The organism is Mycobacterium sp. SMC-18 (assembly GCF_045310895.1).
Classification (GTDB): domain Bacteria; phylum Actinomycetota; class Actinomycetes; order Mycobacteriales; family Mycobacteriaceae; genus Mycobacterium.
The window spans coordinates 1-18,505 of the sequence record NZ_JBJIAL010000065.1 but is presented as its reverse complement, the minus strand read 5'-3'; the positions used below and the strand labels follow the sequence as shown (position 1 = coordinate 18,505).

General features: G+C 65.3%; 20 protein-coding genes and 2 pseudogenes. 10 read left to right on the top strand and 12 right to left on the bottom strand.

The window, feature by feature from the left end; all coding sequences use genetic code 11:
- Window positions 1-78 precede the first annotated feature (78 nt).
- Window positions 79-1,464, top strand: a pseudogene (locus ACJH6J_RS28625) (ABC transporter permease subunit); the annotation flags it as partial.
- The gene (locus tag ACJH6J_RS28620; RefSeq protein WP_061006497.1) at window positions 1,461-2,216 is read left to right on the top strand and encodes an amino acid ABC transporter ATP-binding protein; all 756 of its coding nucleotides are present in this window, start codon (window positions 1,461-1,463) and stop codon (window positions 2,214-2,216) included. The pseudogene ACJH6J_RS28625 and the gene ACJH6J_RS28620, both read left to right, overlap by 4 nt.
- Before the next feature lie 17 nt (window positions 2,217-2,233).
- On the opposite strand, the gene ACJH6J_RS28615 is transcribed toward ACJH6J_RS28620, so the two are convergent.
- Window positions 2,234-3,043, bottom strand: a complete 810-nt coding sequence (locus tag ACJH6J_RS28615) for an LLM class F420-dependent oxidoreductase (RefSeq protein ID WP_064859159.1) — start codon at window positions 3,041-3,043, stop codon at window positions 2,234-2,236.
- A gap of 227 nt (window positions 3,044-3,270) precedes the next feature.
- On the opposite strand from ACJH6J_RS28615, the gene ACJH6J_RS28610 reads away from it, so the two are divergent.
- Complete coding sequence (locus ACJH6J_RS28610) at window positions 3,271-3,894, top strand: type 1 glutamine amidotransferase domain-containing protein (protein ID WP_234789662.1); 624 nt, start codon at window positions 3,271-3,273, stop codon at window positions 3,892-3,894.
- An 8-nt stretch (window positions 3,895-3,902) separates the two neighbouring features.
- Here ACJH6J_RS28610 and ACJH6J_RS28605 read toward each other — a convergent pair whose 3' ends face one another.
- Both ACJH6J_RS28605 and ACJH6J_RS28600 read right to left on the bottom strand, forming a co-directional pair.
- A complete protein-coding gene (locus ACJH6J_RS28605; protein ID WP_064859158.1) occupies window positions 3,903-4,934 on the bottom strand; it encodes an aldo/keto reductase in 1,032 nt (343 codons plus the stop codon).
- 114 nt (window positions 4,935-5,048) lie between these two features.
- Window positions 5,049-6,185: a YncE family protein gene (locus ACJH6J_RS28600; RefSeq protein ID WP_064859157.1), complete on the bottom strand. Its 1,137-nt coding sequence runs from the start codon at window positions 6,183-6,185 to the stop codon at window positions 5,049-5,051.
- 177 nt (window positions 6,186-6,362) lie between these two features.
- On the opposite strand from ACJH6J_RS28600, the gene ACJH6J_RS28595 reads away from it, so the two are divergent.
- A complete protein-coding gene (locus ACJH6J_RS28595) occupies window positions 6,363-6,992 on the top strand; it encodes a dihydrofolate reductase family protein (protein WP_064859156.1) in 630 nt (209 codons plus the stop codon).
- 1 nt (window position 6,993) lies between these two features.
- Window positions 6,994-7,206 (top strand): hypothetical protein, encoded by a 213-nt coding sequence (locus ACJH6J_RS28590; protein WP_064859155.1) that lies wholly within the window; start codon window positions 6,994-6,996, stop codon window positions 7,204-7,206.
- A gap of 233 nt (window positions 7,207-7,439) precedes the next feature.
- Here the strand turns inward: ACJH6J_RS28590 and ACJH6J_RS28585 are convergent, their stop codons facing one another.
- The 8 genes from ACJH6J_RS28585 to ACJH6J_RS28550 form a co-directional block, all read right to left on the bottom strand.
- Window positions 7,440-8,300 (bottom strand): SDR family NAD(P)-dependent oxidoreductase, encoded by an 861-nt coding sequence (locus ACJH6J_RS28585; protein ID WP_064859154.1) that lies wholly within the window; start codon window positions 8,298-8,300, stop codon window positions 7,440-7,442.
- A 31-nt stretch (window positions 8,301-8,331) separates the two neighbouring features.
- Window positions 8,332-9,123, bottom strand: coding sequence for an SDR family NAD(P)-dependent oxidoreductase (locus ACJH6J_RS28580; protein WP_061010194.1), 792 nt, complete (start codon window positions 9,121-9,123; stop codon window positions 8,332-8,334).
- Between the two features lie 80 nt (window positions 9,124-9,203).
- On the bottom strand, window positions 9,204-9,782 hold the full coding sequence (locus ACJH6J_RS28575) for a TetR/AcrR family transcriptional regulator (RefSeq protein WP_406804889.1): 579 nt from the start codon (window positions 9,780-9,782) through the stop codon (window positions 9,204-9,206).
- Between the two features lie 35 nt (window positions 9,783-9,817).
- On the bottom strand, window positions 9,818-10,129 hold the full coding sequence (locus ACJH6J_RS28570; RefSeq protein WP_064859152.1) for an NIPSNAP family protein: 312 nt from the start codon (window positions 10,127-10,129) through the stop codon (window positions 9,818-9,820).
- Window positions 10,130-10,872: 743 nt separating this feature from the next.
- Window positions 10,873-11,424, bottom strand: coding sequence for a DapH/DapD/GlmU-related protein (locus ACJH6J_RS28565; protein ID WP_064859151.1), 552 nt, complete (start codon window positions 11,422-11,424; stop codon window positions 10,873-10,875).
- A gap of 113 nt (window positions 11,425-11,537) precedes the next feature.
- Complete coding sequence (locus ACJH6J_RS28560) at window positions 11,538-12,089, bottom strand: YaeQ family protein (protein ID WP_064859150.1); 552 nt, start codon at window positions 12,087-12,089, stop codon at window positions 11,538-11,540.
- A 512-nt stretch (window positions 12,090-12,601) separates the two neighbouring features.
- On the bottom strand, window positions 12,602-13,177 hold the full coding sequence (locus ACJH6J_RS28555; RefSeq protein ID WP_064859149.1) for a zeta toxin family protein: 576 nt from the start codon (window positions 13,175-13,177) through the stop codon (window positions 12,602-12,604).
- On the bottom strand, window positions 13,174-13,575 hold the full coding sequence (locus ACJH6J_RS28550; protein ID WP_064859148.1) for a TA system antitoxin ParD family protein: 402 nt from the start codon (window positions 13,573-13,575) through the stop codon (window positions 13,174-13,176). Before ACJH6J_RS28550 ends, ACJH6J_RS28555 begins: the two co-directional genes overlap by 4 nt.
- A gap of 109 nt (window positions 13,576-13,684) precedes the next feature.
- Here ACJH6J_RS28550 and ACJH6J_RS28545 point away from each other — a divergent pair, with 109 nt between their 5' ends.
- The 4 genes from ACJH6J_RS28545 to ACJH6J_RS28530 all read left to right on the top strand — a co-directional run bounded on the left by ACJH6J_RS28545 (window position 13,685) and on the right by ACJH6J_RS28530 (window position 17,236).
- The gene (locus tag ACJH6J_RS28545) at window positions 13,685-13,831 is read left to right on the top strand and encodes a hypothetical protein (RefSeq protein WP_110767311.1); all 147 of its coding nucleotides are present in this window, start codon (window positions 13,685-13,687) and stop codon (window positions 13,829-13,831) included.
- Window positions 13,832-14,263: 432 nt separating this feature from the next.
- Window positions 14,264-14,659 carry a helix-turn-helix transcriptional regulator gene (locus ACJH6J_RS28540; protein ID WP_063840634.1) on the top strand — a complete coding sequence of 132 codons (396 nt, stop codon included), beginning with the start codon at window positions 14,264-14,266 and terminating at the stop codon, window positions 14,657-14,659.
- Window positions 14,656-16,623 (top strand): cation-translocating P-type ATPase, encoded by a 1,968-nt coding sequence (locus ACJH6J_RS28535; protein ID WP_011891568.1) that lies wholly within the window; start codon window positions 14,656-14,658, stop codon window positions 16,621-16,623. The genes ACJH6J_RS28540 and ACJH6J_RS28535 overlap by 4 nt, the downstream gene beginning before the upstream one ends.
- A gap of 19 nt (window positions 16,624-16,642) precedes the next feature.
- Entirely contained in the window at window positions 16,643-17,236 is a 594-nt protein-coding gene (locus ACJH6J_RS28530; RefSeq protein WP_011894055.1) for a cadmium resistance transporter, read from the top strand.
- A gap of 89 nt (window positions 17,237-17,325) precedes the next feature.
- On the opposite strand, the gene ACJH6J_RS28525 is transcribed toward ACJH6J_RS28530, so the two are convergent.
- On the bottom strand, window positions 17,326-17,532 hold the full coding sequence (locus tag ACJH6J_RS28525; protein WP_232491171.1) for a hypothetical protein: 207 nt from the start codon (window positions 17,530-17,532) through the stop codon (window positions 17,326-17,328).
- A gap of 204 nt (window positions 17,533-17,736) precedes the next feature.
- Between ACJH6J_RS28525 and ACJH6J_RS28520 the strand changes: the two are divergent.
- Window positions 17,737-18,429: pseudogene (locus tag ACJH6J_RS28520) on the top strand (IS630 family transposase); the annotation flags it as partial.
- Window positions 18,430-18,505: the final 76 nt, after the last annotated feature.

Below are 18,505 nucleotides of genomic sequence, written 5' to 3'. Positions count from 1 at the left end.
ACACCCAGCCAACCAGACACCCCAATCACAGGCCGACAGCAGCTGACCGTTCTACACCCTCAATCATGAAGAGCCGAGAATCCGGTCAAGGCGGCAGGGGTGCTGCGAGTCGGCACCGAAGGCGTCTACTCACCGTTCAGCTACCACGACCCGGCCACGAACCAACTGGTCGGATACGACGTCGACGTCGCCAAGGCCATCGCCGGCAAGCTCGGTGTGCGTGTCGAGTTCATCGAGACGCCGTGGGACTCGATCTTCGCCGCGCTGGAGGCCAACCGATTCGACGTCGTCGCCAACGAGGTGACGATCAACCCCGAGCGCAAGGCCAAATACGACATCTCCGAGCCGTATTCGGTGGGGGAGGGCGTCATCGTCACCCGCGCGGATGACAGCTCCGTCAAGTCGCTGGACGACATCAGAGGCAAGGCCGCGGGTGAAACGGCCACCAGCAACTGGGCGAAGGTGGCACGAGACCACGGCGCCAAGGTGGAGGTCGTCGAAGGCTTCACGCAAGCCATCAAGCTGCTCAACCAGGGGCGCGTCGACGTCGTCGTGAACGACAGCATCGCGGTGTACGCCTACCTCGCCGAGACCGGGGACAAGTCGGTCAAGATCGCCGCCAACACCGGCGAGAAGAGCGAGCAGGGCTTCGCCGCCCGGAAGGACAGCGGGCTGTTACCCGATCTGAACAAGGCGCTCGACGAATTGCGGGCCGACGGCACTCTGGCCCGGATCTCGCAGAAGTACCTCAAGGCCAACGCATCTGGCGGACCCGACACCGACCGGGCGCAGCATGTGGCGCGCTCGACATGGGCGCTGATCGGGGACAGCCTCGTGCCGTTGGCGAAGGCCGCAATGACCAAGACCATCCCGCTGACGGTGATCAGCTTCGTGATCGGTCTGGTGATCGCGTTGGCGGTGGCGCTGGCACGGTTGTCGTCGAACGTGGTTCTTGCCAACGTGGCGCGGTTCTACATCTCGATCATCCGCGGTACTCCACTGCTGGTGCAGCTGTTCATCGTGTTCTTCGCGCTGCCGGAACTGGGTGTGAAGATCGATCCGTTCCCTGCCGCCATCATCGCGTTCTCCCTGAACGTCGGCGGTTACGGGGCGGAGATCATCCGCTCGGCCATCCAGAGCATTCCCAAAGGTCAATGGGAGGCCGCCGAAACCATCGGCTTCAATTATGTTGGCGCGCTTCGGCGCATCATCCTGCCCCAGGCCGCCCGGGTGGCGGTGCCGCCGTTGTCGAACACGTTGATCTCGCTGGTGAAGGACACGTCGCTCGCCTCGACGATCCTGGTCACCGAACTGCTGCGGCAAGCTCAGATCATCGCGGCGCCGACGTTCGAGTTCTTCGCGTTGTACGGCACCGCCGCGGTGTACTACTGGGTCATCTGCCTGGCGCTCTCGTTCGGCCAGGGTCGTATTGAACGCCGGCTGGAAAGGTATGTGGCGCGATGACAGAGAACCGCGTGGTCGCCGAGGGCGTCCACAAAGCCTTCGGCGACAACAAGGTGCTCAAGGGAGTTTCGTTCACCGTCGAGCAGGGCACGGCGACGGCCATCATCGGGCCGTCCGGATCGGGCAAGACGACGCTGCTGCGCACGCTGAACGCCCTCGACCGGGCTGACGCCGGGGTCATTCGGGTGGACGATATCGAAATCGACTTCTCCACGCCCACACCGAAACCCGAGGTGCGCCGGTTCCAGTCCCGGAGCGGCTTCGTGTTTCAGAACCACAATCTGTTCCCACACAAGACGGTCCTGCAGAACGTGACCGAGGGCCCGGTCATCGTGCAGAAGCGGCCCAAAGCGGAAGCAGAGGCCGAAGCCGTCACGCTCCTGGAGCAGGTGGGGCTTGCCGCCAAAAAGGACCAATACCCGTATCAGCTGTCCGGCGGGCAACAGCAGCGCGTCGGCATCGCCCGGGCGCTCGCCTTGAAGCCGAAATTAGTGCTGTTCGACGAGCCGACGTCGGCGCTCGATCCCGAACTCGTCGGCGAAGTGCTCTCGGTGATCAAGGATCTCGCGGTCGAGGGGTGGACCATGGTGATCGTCACCCACGAAATCCAGTTCGCCAGGCAGGTTTCCAATCAGGTGCTGTTCACCGATCAGGGCATCATCCTGGAGCGGGGCACGCCCGACGAGGTGATCGGCAACCCGAAGGAAGAGCGCACGCGGCAGTTCCTGGACCGCATCCTGAATCCGCTGTAGCGCGATTCAGCTCGCGATCACGCACCATCCCGCCATGCGACCACCTCTTTGAGCGAGGTCAGGTCGTAGTTGTTGTCCGCTGTCAGTTCGGTCTGGAACAGCGTGACGCCGGCCTCACGGAAGGCATCGGCAGCCTGGGCGTTCGTCCACAGCGTCGAGCGTTCGATGTCAGATCCGTTGCGGCCGAATGTCGCTGCCAGCTCGTCGACGCGGTCGCTGGATTTGCGGAACGCCTCGATGTCCTGGAATGCGTGCCAGATGTCGGCGTGCCGGGCGACGGCGGGTAGGGAGCGCTTGGGCCCGGTGCCGCCGATGAGAATCGGAATCTTGCGGACGGGCGGCGGAATCAGGGCGGCGAGCCGGTTCTCGATGCGGATCAGGCTCTCGTCGAACATGTCGAAGCGCGAACCGAAGGTGCCGAAGTCGTAACCGTAAGTGGTGTAGTCCTTTTCGTACCACCCGGCGCCCAGACCGAGGATGAGGCGACCACCGCTGATGTGGTCGACGGTGCGCGCCATGTCGGCCAGCAGATCCGCGTTGCGGTAGCCGACACCGGTGACGAGGAGCCCGATCTCGGCATGTGAGGTGATCTCGCCCCACGGAGCGAGCGCGGTCCACCCCTCGAAGTTCGCGACGTCGGGCTGGTCGTCGAACAGGACGGGCTTGCCGTCGACGATGGCCTTCATCGCCGGGCGATGGAAGTGGTCGTAGCCGAAGATCACGTCGACACCGAGGTCGTCGGCGGCCACGACGGCGTCGCGCCAGGTGGCGTAGTCAGGCGTGCCGCCGGGCTGGATCTGTACAGCGACGCGGACGGGACGAGTCATGGATGCTCCTTGGTCGGGGAAGGGGCGACTCTTGAGCCAAGGTCCCCGCGTGCGGGTTTATTCCGGGTCAGGCGTTTCCAGCCTTGAAGTGGTTGGTGCACCTCGTCTTTGGGGAGGTCATGGCCGGTCAGGTCCACGCTCATGCGCAGGCGGTTTCGGCCACGGTGCCCTCGGGTACCCAGCCGAGCGGTGCCGCCAGACGCGGCGGCGCAGGCAAGGAGTACACCATGCGCGCTGAGGAAGGCGATGAATCGATCGCCGAACTGGCTGACTACGCCGAGCAGGCCGAACAGAATCTGGACGAGAGTATTGCGCCGCTCGAGGGCAAGAAGGTGGCGATCCTCGCCACCAACGGCGTCGAGCGCCGAGAGCTGCAGGAGCCCCGAAATGCGGTACAGGCCGCCGGTGCCAGCACCGAATTGATCTCGCTGCAAGAAGGCTCCATCGACATGCGTGACAACGACCTGAAACCCGGCGGCACCGAGCCCGTGGAACGCCTGGTAGGTGACATCACACCGGACGAGTTCGACGCGCTGCTCATTCCGGGCGGCACGGTGAACGCCGACAAACTGCGCACCGACGACAAGGCGGTCAAGTTCGTCCACGACTTCGTCGAATCCGGCAAGCCGGTCGGCGTCATCTGTCACGGTCCGTGGACGCTGATCGACGCCGGCGTCGCCAAGGGCCGGACGCTGACGTCGTACCCCAGCCTTCGGATCGATCTGCAGAACGCCGGGGCGACAGTTGTCGACCGCGAGGTCGTCATCGACGGGAATCTGATCTCCAGTCGTGGCCCCGATGACCTACCGGCGTTCTCGTCGGCCGTTGTGGAAGCGCTCGCCGGCACCTGACATCAGGCTTACTGAGCGCTGTCGTCCGGCGAAGAGTCTCCGCTGGAACCGATCGCGGACATGTCGGCGTAGCGGGCCCCGGTCACTGCGTTACCCGCATCCCCGAGCGCGCTCACCTGCTCGGCGGTCAACGTCACCGACAACGAGGCGAGGTTTTCGTCGACCCGCGCGGCGCGGCGCGTGCCCGGAATCGGGACCGCCGCAACGCCGAGGTCGTCGGCGCGATGACGCAGCCACGCCAACGCAACCTGTGCCGGCGTCGCTCCGACCGTGGCGGCGACCGACACCACGGCGTCGACGACCGCCTGATTGGCCTCCAGCGCTGATCCGGCGAAGCGCGGCATCGTGCGCCGGAAGTCGTTCTCGCCCATATCGGCCGCCGACCGCACGGAGCCCGTCAGGAAGCCGCGGCCCAGCGGAGAGAACGGAACGATACCCACGCCGAGCTCGGCAGCGGTGGGGACGATGACGGACTCGATGTCGCGGGTCCAGACCGACCACTCGCTCTGCAGCGCGGCGATCGGGTGCACCGCGTTCGCGGCGCGCAGTTCGGCCGCGCTGACCTCAGACAGCCCGAGGTGACGCACCTTGCCGGCCGCGACCAATTCGGCCATCGCGCCGACGGTCTCCTCGATCGGCACGGCTGGGTCGCGCCGGTGCAGGTTGTACAGGTCGATCACGTCGGTCTGCAGGCGCTGCAGGCTCTCGTCGATGCACTGGCGTACGTAGGCCGCGTCGCCCCGCGGACTGATGCGACCCTGCGCGCGGCCGGCCGGATTGCCCTGGATGCCGAACTTGGTCGCCAGCGTGACCTCGTCGCGGCGGCCGGCGAGCACACGAGCGATCAGCCGCTCGTTGTCCCCGTCTCCGTAGATGTTGGCGGTGTCGATGAAGGTCACCCCGGCGTCGATGGCGTGGTTCAGCGTCGCCAGTGATTCATCCTCATCGATGGCTCCGCCGTACACCGGTGTCAGCGCCATTCCTCCGAAACCCATTGCACTGGTGGCCAATTGGTCGCCGAGCAAGACCGATTCGGGCATGTGTCATCCTCCTCCAGGTTCGATGGGCGTCCTAGAGTCCAACCTGAGGCATCGCGAATCTGTTCCGCGGATCGGCCGGCAATGGTGGGTGACAGCGAGCGAGAACCCCCGTCGCTATCGGCGTCGATTGAGAGTGTTGCGCAGTTGTTTGGCCAGATCCCGGTTCTCGATCGGCTTGCCGAGGTAGGGCGCTATCGCGCGCGCGATTCGCACCACCGCGAGAGGGCGCGGCGGGATCTTGTAGAAGTGGTTGCCGATGATCAGCCATCCGCCACCATCGCCGGCGACGCCGCCGAGGATGTCGCCGACGAGGTCGGGCACGTCGGGGAAGTGGCGAACGTGGTCGCCGATCACGGACACCGAGTCGTCGCCGAGATTGGTGACATAGATTCGCTCTTCGTCGGAACTGACCGCGAGAGCCCACGCATCTTCGCCGACCTCGAGCGTTTCGGTGACATCGTTGGTGGCGGCGTTGATCACCTGCAATGAGCCGGGGCCGGGGTAGCCACGGTTGGTGATGTAAACCCGGGCGCCGTTGGGGCTGACCGCAACGCCGATCGGTGAGTTCCCCACAGGGATGGTCTCGGTGACGGTATTGGTCGTCGAATTGATCACCGAAACCGTTCCGATGGGAGCCGCGTTGGTGACGTAGACGCGGGAACTGTTGGGGCTGACGGCAACACCGCTGGGCAAATCACCCACCTCGACGGTCTTGATCACCGTATTGGTGGCGGTGTTGATCACCCACACGGAACCGTCCAGGTCCCAGTTCGTGACGTACGCGCGCGCACCGTTCGGGCTGACCGCGACGCTGTGGGGATGTCCGTCGACGGGGATCGTCGCCGTGACCGTGTTGGTAGCCGTGTCGATCACCACGACGTCTCCGGACGTCGCCGGACTATGGGCCGCGGCGACATAGGCACGAGCGCCGTTGGGAGTGAGCGCGATTCCGCCCGCGAAGTCACCGACGGGAATGTTCGCTGTGATGGTGTTGGTGGCGGTACTGATCACCGAGACCGTGCCGGCGTTCTCGATCGTGACGTAGGCACGTGTGCCGTCGGGGGAGATCGCCACCGAGTCGGGGAGGTCCCCGACGGGAATGGTGGTGGTGACCGTATTGGTCACGGTGCTGATGACCGAGACGGAGTCGCCGCCGCCGTTGAGGACGTAAGCGCGGCCACCATCGGGAGTGAGTGCTACCCGACTCGGGGAGCCGCCGACAGGGATGGTCTTGATGACTTCGAGCGTCATGGCTTGCCTTCCGGTCGAATCGAATTGACCTGACCCAGCGCCAGCCAAGCTACAACAGGGAGATGCGCTCGACACCCGAATGGCAATACTGCCGACGACGATGAGTTGTCGGCGCCGCAGCGGTCTCAATGTAGACAAGGGCAATCGCATGAACCGACCGACGGAACGGAACTTGACGTGGCACGAACGAATCTCTCGATGTCGATCTCGGCCGACTGGTATGTCGCCGGGCCCCATCAGAGCGAAGAGAATCCGATAGGGGTGGGCGGGCTCGACCTCCATGATTGGCATATCGGTGCCACCAGAGATCACCCCCTCAACCGGCAGGTGATGTCCGAGATGCTGGACGGCATGGGCGCAACCATCATGGGGCGCAACATGTTCGGACCGATTCGTGGGGAATGGGACGGCTCGGACTGGCAGGGCTGGTGGGGTGACACTCCGCCGTATCACTGCCCGGTCTTCGTGCTCACGCACCACGCCCACGACCCGATCGAGATGAAGGGCGGTAAGACATTCCATTTCGTCACCGACGGCATCGAATCCGCGTACGCACAGGCGCAGGCGGCTGCCGGCGGGAAGGACATCTCGATCGCCGGCGGCGCATCGTGCGCACGCCAGGCGATCAAGGCGGGCTTGGTGGACGAGATCGACCTGCAAGTGTCGGCGGTCATCCTCGGTTCGGGGGAGCGCTTGTTCGACGGATTCCGGCCCGGCCTACCGAAGATGGAGCTCGTGCGGGTGCTGCAGGCCCCCGGCGTGGCTCATCTGCGCTACCACGTCACCCGATCACCTGAAGGAAGCTGAGATGTCGACATCGGAGTGGGAAGGCACCGTCGTCAAGAAATCCCGGGCGCTTCTCGACGGGGCGAATCTCTACCGGCGCCTGCGCATTCGGCGCGACGACGGGCAGACGATCACGGTGCGCGTCGACCGTGCGACGTGGAAGGAGCTATCCGTCGGGGACAGGGTGAGCAACACCGCGGGAGGGCGGTTCGTAAAAGACGTAGGTCGGGAGTGAGCGCCGCAGACGCGGTGAGTGTTTACCTGTGGCGGGCCGGGGGTAGCCGGTCGGAGTTCAAGCGTGTTTGCAATCACCACCGCGACGACGGGCGGACCAAGGTCGTCCTCAAACCGCCATGGCCGGCCGACCTCGCCAGACACCATCGAAGGAGGAGCCGGCGAGCACTCCCACCGATCACCCAGCACCTGTACGCAGCGGCTTCTGACTCATTCTGGCACCGACCTGATGCGTTACGCACCAAGCGGATTGAGCTGATCGGCGGTGGCGTCGTCGGCCGCGGTCGAGTTGCTCAGATCCGCGTACCGTTCGTCAGAAACGAGCAGGTCGCGCCCGGCCGCGGTGGCGTACCGGTAGGCATCTGGGCCGACCAGCAAGCGAGCCGGCGGAGTGTCCATCTCGACGATGTCGAGCAACAGCGCCGCGACCTTTACCGGATCGCTGGCGCCGAGGTTGGCGGATTGGCTCAGCTGCGCCGCGGCTCCCACTGTGTCCCTGTACTCGTCGCGTACCGGGGCGATGCGCATCGACGAGCCCGACCAATCGGTACGCATGCCACCGGGCTCCAGCACCGTCACCTTGATGCCGAGCGGAGCGACCTCCTGTGCGAGGACCCCGGAGTAGCCGGTGACGGCCCACTTGGAGGACTGATAGGCAGCCAGGCCCGGCCGCGCCAAACGTCCACCGACGGAGGATATTTGGACGATATGGCCCGCACGCTGCCTCCGCATGATCGGAAGCACGGCCTGGGTGAGCCGTACGACGCCGAAGAAGTTCGTCTCGACCTGGGCGCGGAAGTCGTCGACGTCAACGTCTTCGACGGCAGCCATGTTGGCGTACCCGGCGTTGTTGACCAAAACGTCGAGGCGACCCCAGCGTTGGATTGCGGTGTCGATGGCACTGCGGACCTGCTCGTCGTCGGTGACGTCGAGCGGGACAACGGCCAGACGCTCAGGTTCACGGGCAGCGAGATCGTCGAGCGCTGATACCGAGCGAACACCCGCGACGACGTGATGCCCGGCTGCCAGCGCCGCTTCGGCGATGGCGCGCCCGAGACCGCGGGAAGCTCCGGAGATGAGGAAGACATGCGACATGACAGTGACCTTTCTTTGTTGACTGGTGGTTTCAGTTGACGTTGCGGATGGTGCCGCCGTCGACGCGGAGATCGGCACCGCTGATGTACGCGGCATGGGAGCTGGCGAGGAAGCAGACCGCGGCGGCGATCTCCTCAGGACGGCCGAGTCGGCCGATGTCGTTGGGGAACCATGTTGTGGCCGCGGCTTTTTCAATGTCTTCCCAGGAGGTTCCCCAGCCGTGCACGGCGCCGGCCTGCAGCACCATGGCCCGTGTGCTGTCGGTGAGGATGGCTCCGGGCGCGACGATGTTGGCGGTGACGCCGGTTCCGGACAACTCGCGGGCGAGCGAGACGGTCAAGTTGTGTCGCGCAGCCAACGTGGCGCTGTAGTGCGGCTGCTGGGCGACCGGTTGAACGGCGAGACCACCGCCGATCTGGATGACCCGGCCCCAGCCCCGTCGGCGCATGCCCGGGACAAGATGGTCGATCATCCGCACGACGGACACGACGTTGGTCTGGTGGATTCTCGCCCACTCGTGGGTGGTGAGTTCCGCCCAGGACGAACCGTCGTAGTCGCCGGCATTGTTGACCAGGATGTCGATCTCGCCCGCGGCATGCGCGACGGCTGCGGCGCCTTCGTCGGTCGAGAGGTCGCCGAGTACGGCGACCGCTTCACCGCCGTTGGCGCCGATCGCGGAAACGACCGCTTGCGTCCGGTCGGCGTCACGTCCGTGTACCACCACGGACGCGCCCTCTGCAGCCAGCATCTCAGCGATCGCGCGACCGAGACCCGCACTCGAACCGGTGACCAATGCGCGCTTGTGCCTCAATCCGAGCTCCACCCGGGTCCTCCTTGTCTACATCTGTATACCTTCGATGTATACGAACGTAGACTTAGGCGGGTTCATTCCTGCTTCGAAGCTCAGACTCGCGAACCGCCGATGAGCGCGGCGATGGCCGGCTCAAGCACCCTTTCGATGTCCGCGGGCTTGCTTTTGCGAAGCGCGCTCGTCCCGACCACGCCGCGCATCATGAGCATTCCGCTGATCAACGCGAGCAGGATCTCGCCGCGCAGATTCTGATCGGGCGAGTCGAGTTGCCGAGCCAGCCGGGCGCCAACGTGGCGTTCGATGGCGTCGCGCACGATCGTCGTGGCGACCGGGCTCGAGGCGGACCTCAGCATGATCATGAACGGCGGTGGCGCATCGTCGCCGGATCCGGTCCTCGCCACCAGGGCCCGGACAGTGTCAGCGACCAGATCGTCAGATCGCTCTCCGATGAAAGTGGGTGTGGCAAAGGACGTTTCGACCGCCTCGGCGAACAGCCCTTCCTTCGAGCCGAAGTACCTGTTGACCAGCATGGCGGTCACGCCGGCGTGGTGCGCGATCTGGCGGACGCCCACGCCGTCGTATCCGGCGCGGGCGAAATTCTGGATCGCCGACCGCAGGATCGCCTCACGGGTAGCGGCCGCATTGCGCGTAGGCGAAGTGGATGTGGCCATGTGGGTATCTCCTCCCGGCGATGCACCAAGCATCGTTATTGAAGCGGGGAACTCGCGATCGGCTGCAGCGTTTGCGTGTGCGTCGCGACGATGAGCGACGTATCGAAATGCCGGTGGTCCTCGACGAAGTCATCGCTTGCGCGGTAACTCTCGGCGAGGCGGCGGGGATCGCCGCCCGCATAATCGACGAGTGCGATGACGCGAGGCTCGCTCGACTCGGGGTCCGTCCAGACGCCGCGCACAGTGATGCCGTACTTGCGCAGCGTGCGAATGTGGCGAGGCCAGAAGTCCGAGACGTAACTCTCCAGCGCGGCGGCGTCAGTCAATGTGTAGGTTCGCAACTCCACGCGGCAAGTCTACAGTCGTCGATTCGGCTGGATGTCGTTCTCGCCGACGGGGTGCGCCGGACGCGGGGGCTCCGCGATCCAAACGACGCGATGCGCTTCTTTCGGCGTCGAGGATTGGAAGTCTCGATCTCGGGGAATAACGCAACGACAGCCGAGAGGGAGGCAAACATCACCATGAGATTGACAGCTGACACGAGCATCCGCCCGCAATCGCGAGCATCGTGGCGTAGGCACTCAGCCTGGATCGGCCTGATCGCCGGCGTCGCGGTACTTCCTCTCGCCACGGGATGCGACACCGACGAAGGCAGCAAAACGACAACGACCAACTCGACGACTACCACCACGGTGACGACGACGCCGACGACCATGTCACCTACGACTTCACCCGGCACCGGCACCGCCCCAGGCGGAGCCACGGGTGGTGGTGGCCCTGAAGGTGGCGGCGGTTCGATCCCGGGCGGCCCGACCGGCAGCGGGGGACCCGGTGGCGGGGGCGGCAGCGTGCCCGGTGGACCCACGGGTGGCGGCGGCCCGGGCGGCGGCGGTGGCTCAATTCCGGGCGGCCCGACGGGTGCTGGCGGTCCTGGTGGCGGAGGCGGCAGCATTCCTGGGGGGCCGTCCGGCGGCGGCGGTCCCGGCGGCGGTGGAGGCTGTGTGCCCGGCGTGGGGTGCGTCTCGGTTCCTTGATCCGAGGCGGATGTCAGCGCAGTCCCGGTACGCGAGCAGCGCTCCCGTACCGGGACTTACGCGAGAGCGCGTCGCTGTATGTGACCAGCGCTGCTGACGAGTGAGTTCGGCGGGACATCCGATGCCACCACCGCGCCCGCGGCAACGACCGATCCCGAGCCGATCGTGACTCCAGGAGCAATGGTCGCGTTGGCCCCGATCCACACATTTGTGCCAACGTGGATCGGGGAGACCGTGATGCCGTCGAATCGGGCCGCCGGTTCGACGGGATGGCCGGCAGTGCAGAGGGTGACGCCCGGCCCGATCAATGTGCGGTCTCCGATTGTGATGCCGCCGAGGTCAAAAAACGAGCAGTTCTGGTTGACGAAAACCCGGCCACCAAGACGCAAGTTGAGGCCGTAGTCGCAATAAAACGGCGGGTAGATCGTCGTGGTTTCCGGCAGCGACCGCCCCAGGATTTCCTTCAGCAATGCGTTGCGGCCATCCACATCCGAGTGCCGCAGCACATTCAGTTGCGACGTCAGGTCCATGACAAGCTGGACCCGTTCCACCACACGGCGCGATTCGTCGGTACCTCTGGGGATCAGCCGCGCGGTGTTCTTCTTCATATCTCGATCCTGGCACCGACCGCAGGCATCTCGGCGAGCGACGCGCCTTGTTGCCGAACTTGGCAACTGACTTCGCCGGCGGGCGGAAAGCGTTGCACGGCAACCGAAATCCTTCACTCCAATGGCTCGGGGGTGAAGGTCACGTCGACTCCGCCAACGGTCATCGTCACCTGACCTTCGATCACCATCACCTGTGCCGAGACCCGTCGATCGACGCTTTGGGCCAGTTGCTGCACCGACTCGTGCGGTATCTGCAGCACCGACAGGTTCGCCAGCCCCGCCACTTTGGGACCGACGGTTCGCCACCAGGTGGCCACGCCGGCGGCGAACGGGTAGAGCAGCACCTGGTCGGCCTGGCTGGCCGCCTTACCCAAGACGCGTTCGTCGGGCTGGCCGACGTTGATCCATTCCAGGATCCGGCCGGTGTAGTCGGCGAGCCGCACGTCCGGTACGCCAGGGGTGGACAGGCCCGGCCCGAACGCCAACTCGCCGTCGACGTCGCTGAGTCGGTGTGCACGAAGCCCAAAAGCCAACAACCGCACGACCATCCGCTCATCGGTCTCACTGGGATGGCGGGCCACGGTCAACGCGTGGTCGGCGTAGTAACCGTGATCGACATCGGAGACGCCGAGTTCAACTTTGAATACTGTTGCAGAAAGGGCCACGTCATAGTGTCCACCCGGCCGGCACCTGCCCTGCAATCGGGCCGCCGGTCAATTCGAATCGCCACAGGGGAGAAGTGGCGACTCCGCCCTAGCCGACTGGCGGTTGTGAGCCATTCGGCCCGTACGGGCCGTTCTGGCCATTTCCGCCGCCGCCCCCGGCAGCGCCGCTACTGCTCTGCTCGGGTGGGGTCGCGATGACATTGGCGTTTCCCGGCGCCTGGCAGACGGTGGCACTGCCTTCATCCGCACACGGGGCGGAGCCGCCGTCTGCGTAAGCGGCCGGCGCGAGTACTACCGCGGCTGCCGCGCCAGCGGCGACGAGCGTCGACGTAATCGAGATGTTCGACAACATGAGTTCTCCTGTGGTGGCTGCACATTCGTTGCCGCAAAGAGCCGAACCAAGATATTCATGCCGCTTCTGGAGCGGTCAGGGCTCTGCGGCTTTCTCCTGTAGTGGCTACCCGTGGCCGCCCGACAACAAACGTGGTGGCGACGGCCCGAGCTGCGCCGAGCTACGGCCAGCGACTACGCAGCTGTTCCGGCGTCCACGACGGCCATCGGGGCGTGTCGACGCTCAGTCCGCCACTCATCTGCGCCACGATCTGCGGTCCACTGGCCGCGGAATTGTCGTAAACCGCTGTGCTGTCGACGCGAACGATCGCTGCAGCCACCAATGTCCACAGCCGGCGATACCGTTCCCGGATCTTCTCCTCGGGCACATCGTGGCCACCGGCGGCGACCCGGTAGCGGACGCGGTGAACGGCCAAGTTCTCCGGAATCAGCACAATGTGCAACACCACGACATACCCCGCATGACGGGCCGCATCGATCAGCTCCAGCTTGGAGGGGTGCGAGAACACAGTCTCGGCGATGAATGAACGCCCCTGCTCGATCAACGCTTCCCGCGTCGCCGCGGCGATCCGCGCGGCCTCGTAGGCGTGGCCCAAAGCGTCGGTAGGCCAGCGCTGTTTGGCGATCTCATCCGCGTTGACGAGCACGCTGCTCGGTAGCAGCGGAGCCAGCGTGAGTTCGACGAACGTCGATTTTCCGGCACCGTTCGAGCCGACGACGAGGTCCAGGCGTTTCACCGACGCAGCGAGTGCACCGCACCAACCACGGACTCGGTGCCGTCCGGGCGATGCTCGACGATCTGGCCGTCCTCATCCAATGCCACCGTGGTGATCCCACGCGAGGCGAGCACGGCACCGTAATCGGTGCGGGCCAGACTCTCCTCGATCGCCGCGGAAACCTCGGCATTGAACACCACGCCTTCTTCGGTGTTAAGAACGGCGATGTCGATCTGACCGGCGAGGGCAGCCTCCACCCTGCGTCGTGAAGCGGTGTGCTGGGTCGATACAGCACGGCCCACCCGCGCCCAATGGTCGAGTTGCTGCTTGGCGGAGCGACTCTGCCGGGCACCCTCGGCGGCCGCGGCCTCGAACAGGTCAGCGGACACCCGGGTGACCCGATCGGCGACGTCGGACATGACCTACCTCCCGTGTAGCATGTTGCTACCAACGTAGCAGATTGCTACTGTACGCGTCATCTTTCCAGGGCACCGCCCGATAGAAGGGCCAGAGGCGGACAATTGCTCCATGTCCACTGCGTTCTGGATCGTCGTTGCAGTGCTTGCCGTTGGGACTATCGCCGGCGGGTTGTTGCGGATTCGAACCTGGTTACAGCAGCCGGCCCCGCCCGTAGTGATCGAGGCCGCACACCGTCACGACGATGAAGACGACTAGCAGCGTGAACCGAACACATACGTAGGGCCGGGGCGGGTGCAGCATCGGACCACGGCAAACCACTATTCGAGTAACTGACATAATGTCGATTATCGGCGTTTTGCTTTCAACTGGTGGGCAGCGCCGGCCCAGACGTCGGCCTCATCACCCCGTCGTCCGCCATTGCATTGGAAGACTTTCGGGGGTCGTCCCGCCATCCGGCGCGCACACTTCGCGGGAGCTGTCCGTTCTCATTTGATCTGACACAGGACCAGTGAGCTGAACTGCGGTGTATCAGATCGGATGAGAATTCCACTTGACCAGCTTTATCAGCCGATCTGATGCACGACCGAATTCGTCTGCGACGCTCGCCGCGACCGGGAGCAGCTCCGAGAATGGCTGTCACGAATGCGCCCCTTTCGCTAAATCGGCTTCGATGGTTATCATCGTTGTGTGACGATGAATAAGCGGGACACCTGCCTGGCCGGCAACACGTCCGACCTCGATGCCGCGGTGGCACTGTTCCACAGTCTCTCCGATGCGACGCGGTTGACGATCGTGCGCCGCCTGGCTGACGGGGAGGCGCGAGTTGTCGATCTGATCGGTGAGCTGGGGTTGGCGCAATCCACCGTCTCCGCGCACGTGGCGTGCCTGCGGGACTGTGGGCTGGTCACCGGCCGCCCAGAAGGCCGTCAGGTGTTCTATTCCTTGTCTCGCCCCGAGCTGCTGGACGTGCTCGCTGCGGCGGAAACGCTGCTGGCGGCCACCGGCAACGCGGTGGCGTTGTGTCCCACCTATGGAACCGGCGCCCGGGGTGCGGCGATCGACACCGAGGAGACGCGGCAATGAGCGATGCCTGTGGCTGCGGCAGCGACGAACCCCGCAGCGCCGAGGAGCAGGAGCGTGAACCCGAACGGCTCTGGCAGATCACAGAATTGCAGTTCGCCGCGCTCTCCGGGGTACTGCTGCTGGCGGCGTTGATCGCCAACCTGGTCGGCGCCGCCGACCCGGTGGTGCTCACGTTGGAGGCAGCGGCGCTGCTGGCCGGCGCCTATACCTTCGTGCCGTCCACCCTGGGGCGGCTGGCCAAGGGCAAGATCGGGGTCGGCACGCTGATGACCATCGCCGCCGTGGGCGCGGTGCTGCTCGGCGAGGTCGGTGAGGCCGCGATGCTGGCGTTCCTGTTCTCCATCAGCGAAGGCCTGGAGGAATACTCGCTGGCCCGCACCCGCCGCGGACTGCGCGCACTACTGTCGCTGGTGCCCGATGAGGCCACCGTTCGCCGCGACGGCACCGAAACAACCATCGCGCCAACAGAATTGCGCATCGGTGACCTCATGGTCGTCAAACCCGGAGAACGAGTCGCCACTGACGGCATCATCACCCGGGGCCGCACCGCCCTGGACCTCTCGGCCATCACCGGCGAATCAGTGCCCGTTGAAGCCGGCCCCGGTGATGAGGTGTTCGCCGGGTCGATCAACGGAGCCGGCGCCCTCGAAGTAGAAGTCAGCACCACCGCCGAGGACAATTCCCTGGCCCGCATCGTGCGCATCGTGGAAGCCGAGCAGTCCCGCAAGGGCGCCGCCCAACGTTTGGCTGACCGCATCGCCAAACCCCTGGTCCCCGCCGTGATGATCGCCGCCGCCCTGATCGCCGTCGCGGGGAGCCTGCTCGGTGACCCCGCCACCTGGATCGAACGCGCTCTGGTGGTGCTGGTCGCCGCCTCGCCCTGTGCTCTGGCGATTTCGGTACCGGTCACGGTCGTCGCCGCCATCGGCGCCGCCAGCAAGCTGGGCGCCCTGGTCAAAGGTGGCGCCGCGCTGGAAGCGCTGGGCAGGATCCGTGGGGTCGCCCTGGATAAGACCGGTACCCTCACCGCCAACCGGCCCACCGTCATCGAGGTGGCCACCACCCCCGACGTCACCCCCGAGCACGTCCTGGACCTCGCGGCCGCCGTAGAGGCCCGCAGTGAACACCCCCTGGCCGCGGCGATCCTGGCCGCCGCCGGCACCGTCACCCCCGCCGCCGACGTCGAGGCAGTCACCGGCGCCGGACTCACCGGCCACCGCGACGGGCACCGCATCCGGCTGGGCCGCCCCGGCTGGCTCGACCGAGGTCCGCTCACCGCCGAGGTCACCCGGATGCAGCAGGCCGGAGCCACCGCCGTCCTGGTCGAAGACAACGGACAGGTGATCGGTGCCATCGCCGTGCGTGACGAATTGCGGCCCGAGGCAACCGAAGTCATCACCCAGCTGCGCCGCGACGGCTACCAGGTGGCGATGCTCACCGGCGACAACCACGCCACCGCGGCCGCCCTGGCCCGCGAAGTCGGCATCGACACCGTGCACGCCGATCTGCGCCCCGAAGACAAAGCCCGACTGATCGAACAGCTCCGCACCCAGCGCCCCACCGCGATGGTCGGCGATGGCGTCAACGACGCCCCCGCACTGGCTACCGCCGACCTCGGCATCGCGATGGGCGCCATGGGCACCGACGTCGCCATCGAAACCGCCGACGTCGCACTCATGGGTGAAGACCTACGCCACCTGCCACAAACATTCACCCATGCCCGCCGCGCCCGACGGATCATGCTGCAAAACGTCGGCCTATCCCTCGGACTGATCATTGTGCTGATGCCGCTGGCTTTGTTCGGGGTGCTCGGGTTGGCCGCCGTCGTGCTCGTCCATGAACTCGCCGAAATCGTGGTCATCGCCAACGGTGTGCGCGCCGGCCGCACCACAGCACTGACCGCACTCACCGCACAGCGGTCAACCAACCTAGCCACCGCGACCGCAGTGGGTGCCCCGTCGTGACCACCGATGGCACACACCCATGATCCTGTCGTCGGTTCTGCCCGCGATCGGGCTGTTCATCGTCACCAACATCGACGACATCATCGTGCTTTCACTGTTCTTCGCCCGCGGCGCAGGACAACGCGGGACCACCTCCCGGATCACCGCCGGCCAATACCTGGGATTCGCTGGAATTCTCGGCGCCGCCGTCCTCGTGACCCTAGGTGCGGGCGCATTCCTGCCGCCCGACGTCATCCCGTTCTTCGGACTCATCCCCCTCGCCCTGGGACTGAAGGCGGCTTGGCAAGCCTGGCGCGGAAACGGTGACGATGATGGTGACGCGAAGGTTGCGGGCAAGACCGTCAGCGTCTGGGCGGTCGCTGGCGTGACCTTCGCCAACGGCGGCGACAACGTCGGCGTCTACGTCCCGGTCTTCCTCAGCGTCGGACACGCAGCCGTCGTGGCCTACTGCGTCGTCTTCCTTCTTCTCGTCGGGGTGCTGGTGGTCATCGCCAGATATGTTGCCACCCGCCGCCCGATCGCGGAGATCCTCGAACGATGGGAACACATCCTGTTCCCGATTGTTCTGATCGGACTGGGTATTGTCATCCTGATCGGCGGCCTAGCTTTCTAGCTCGTCTAGTATTTCCATCTACGTATGCCTCACGGTCGGCTGGCAATGGGTTTTCCTACGAATATGGTTGCAAGATAAAGACTTTTGCATCAGGTATGAACGATCATTGATTTATCGCGGGACTTCCGGATGATCTGCTGGTTGTTCAGCCAGCCGTCGAGGGCCGCGGTGGTCGCCGTCTCATCCTCGGCGCCGAACACTGCGTTCGCGGCTGCCAAGAGAGCTACGCGGGCGACACTGGGATCGCCGGTGCGGTTCAACAATGCTGGCCGCTGGTCAATGATGACTGCGGCCATCCGGACTGTTTCGACGTAGGTGGCGATGTGCAGGTTGACCGTTGAGATGCTGGCCCATCGCCCCCGTAATGCGATACCGGTGGCCGCGCTATCACCGAGACCGTCATCCCGTCGGAATCGGCGCTGCCGCAGCACTATACGTGATGCGTCGTTGATCGCTAGTGTCCTGAGTCATTAATTGCAATCTAGTTGTTAGACTGGGTTGTGCCGACGCCTCGTGCTGCTGAGATCGTGTTGACCGCTGATGAGCGGGCCGAATTGGAGGGGTGGGCGCGGCGCCGAACCAGCGCTGCGGGTCTGGCTATGCGATCGCGAATTGTGTTGGCGGCAGCCGATGGTGGGTCCAACACCGAGATCGCCGAGCGGCTGGAGCTCGCGATCACGACGGTGCGCCGTTGGCGCAACCGCTTCGTCGTCGACCGCTGCGACGGCCTGCTCGATGAGCCACGTCCGGGCCGGCCCCGGGTTGTCGGCGACGAGAAGATCAAGGACTTGATCACCGCGACGTTGGAGACCACGCCACCGGATGCCACGCACTGGTCGACCCGATCGATGGCCGATCACCTCGGGTTGAGCCAGTCGATGGTCTCGCGGGTATGGCGGGCGTTCGGTCTGGCGCCGCACAAACAGGATTCGTGGAAGCTGTCCAAAGATCCGTTGTTCGTCGAGAAGGTCCGTGACGTGGTCGGGCTCTACCTGGATCCGCCCGAACGCGCCGTGGTGCTGTGCGTGGACGAAAAGACCCAGATCCAAGCGCTGAATCGCACTCAGCCGGTGTTCCCGATGCTGCCCGGCACGCCGGCACGGGCCAGTCACGACTACGTGCGCCACGGCACCTCGAGTCTGTACGCGGCGCTCGATCTGGCCACCGGCCAAGTCATCGGCTCACTGCACGCAGAGCAATGATCAGAACCTGTGGATGAGCCTCGGCGAGGCGGCGTAGGAAAGGGCGCACCTTCCCGAGGATGATCTG

What these genes read in the sequence shown, in the direction of transcription:
- ACJH6J_RS28620 (WP_061006497.1), top strand. Translation starts at nt 1,461, where the DNA reads ATGACAGAGAACCGCGTGGTCGCCGAGGGCGTCCACAAAGCCTTCGGC.
- ACJH6J_RS28615 (WP_064859159.1), bottom strand. Translation starts at nt 3,043, where the DNA reads ATGACTCGTCCCGTCCGCGTCGCTGTACAGATCCAGCCCGGCGGCACG.
- ACJH6J_RS28610 (WP_234789662.1), top strand. Translation starts at nt 3,271, where the DNA reads ATGCGCGCTGAGGAAGGCGATGAATCGATCGCCGAACTGGCTGACTAC.
- ACJH6J_RS28605 (WP_064859158.1), bottom strand. Translation starts at nt 4,934, where the DNA reads ATGCCCGAATCGGTCTTGCTCGGCGACCAATTGGCCACCAGTGCAATG.
- ACJH6J_RS28600 (WP_064859157.1), bottom strand. Translation starts at nt 6,185, where the DNA reads ATGACGCTCGAAGTCATCAAGACCATCCCTGTCGGCGGCTCCCCGAGT.
- ACJH6J_RS28590 (WP_064859155.1), top strand. Translation starts at nt 6,994, where the DNA reads ATGTCGACATCGGAGTGGGAAGGCACCGTCGTCAAGAAATCCCGGGCG.
- ACJH6J_RS28585 (WP_064859154.1), bottom strand. Translation starts at nt 8,300, where the DNA reads ATGTCGCATGTCTTCCTCATCTCCGGAGCTTCCCGCGGTCTCGGGCGC.
- ACJH6J_RS28575 (WP_406804889.1), bottom strand. Translation starts at nt 9,782, where the DNA reads ATGGCCACATCCACTTCGCCTACGCGCAATGCGGCCGCTACCCGTGAG.
- ACJH6J_RS28565 (WP_064859151.1), bottom strand. Translation starts at nt 11,424, where the DNA reads ATGAAGAAGAACACCGCGCGGCTGATCCCCAGAGGTACCGACGAATCG.
- ACJH6J_RS28550 (WP_064859148.1), bottom strand. Translation starts at nt 13,575, where the DNA reads ATGTCCGACGTCGCCGATCGGGTCACCCGGGTGTCCGCTGACCTGTTC.
- ACJH6J_RS28545 (WP_110767311.1), top strand. Translation starts at nt 13,685, where the DNA reads ATGTCCACTGCGTTCTGGATCGTCGTTGCAGTGCTTGCCGTTGGGACT.
- ACJH6J_RS28535 (WP_011891568.1), top strand. Translation starts at nt 14,656, where the DNA reads ATGAGCGATGCCTGTGGCTGCGGCAGCGACGAACCCCGCAGCGCCGAG.
- ACJH6J_RS28530 (WP_011894055.1), top strand. Translation starts at nt 16,643, where the DNA reads ATGATCCTGTCGTCGGTTCTGCCCGCGATCGGGCTGTTCATCGTCACC.
- ACJH6J_RS28525 (WP_232491171.1), bottom strand. Translation starts at nt 17,532, where the DNA reads ATGGCCGCAGTCATCATTGACCAGCGGCCAGCATTGTTGAACCGCACC.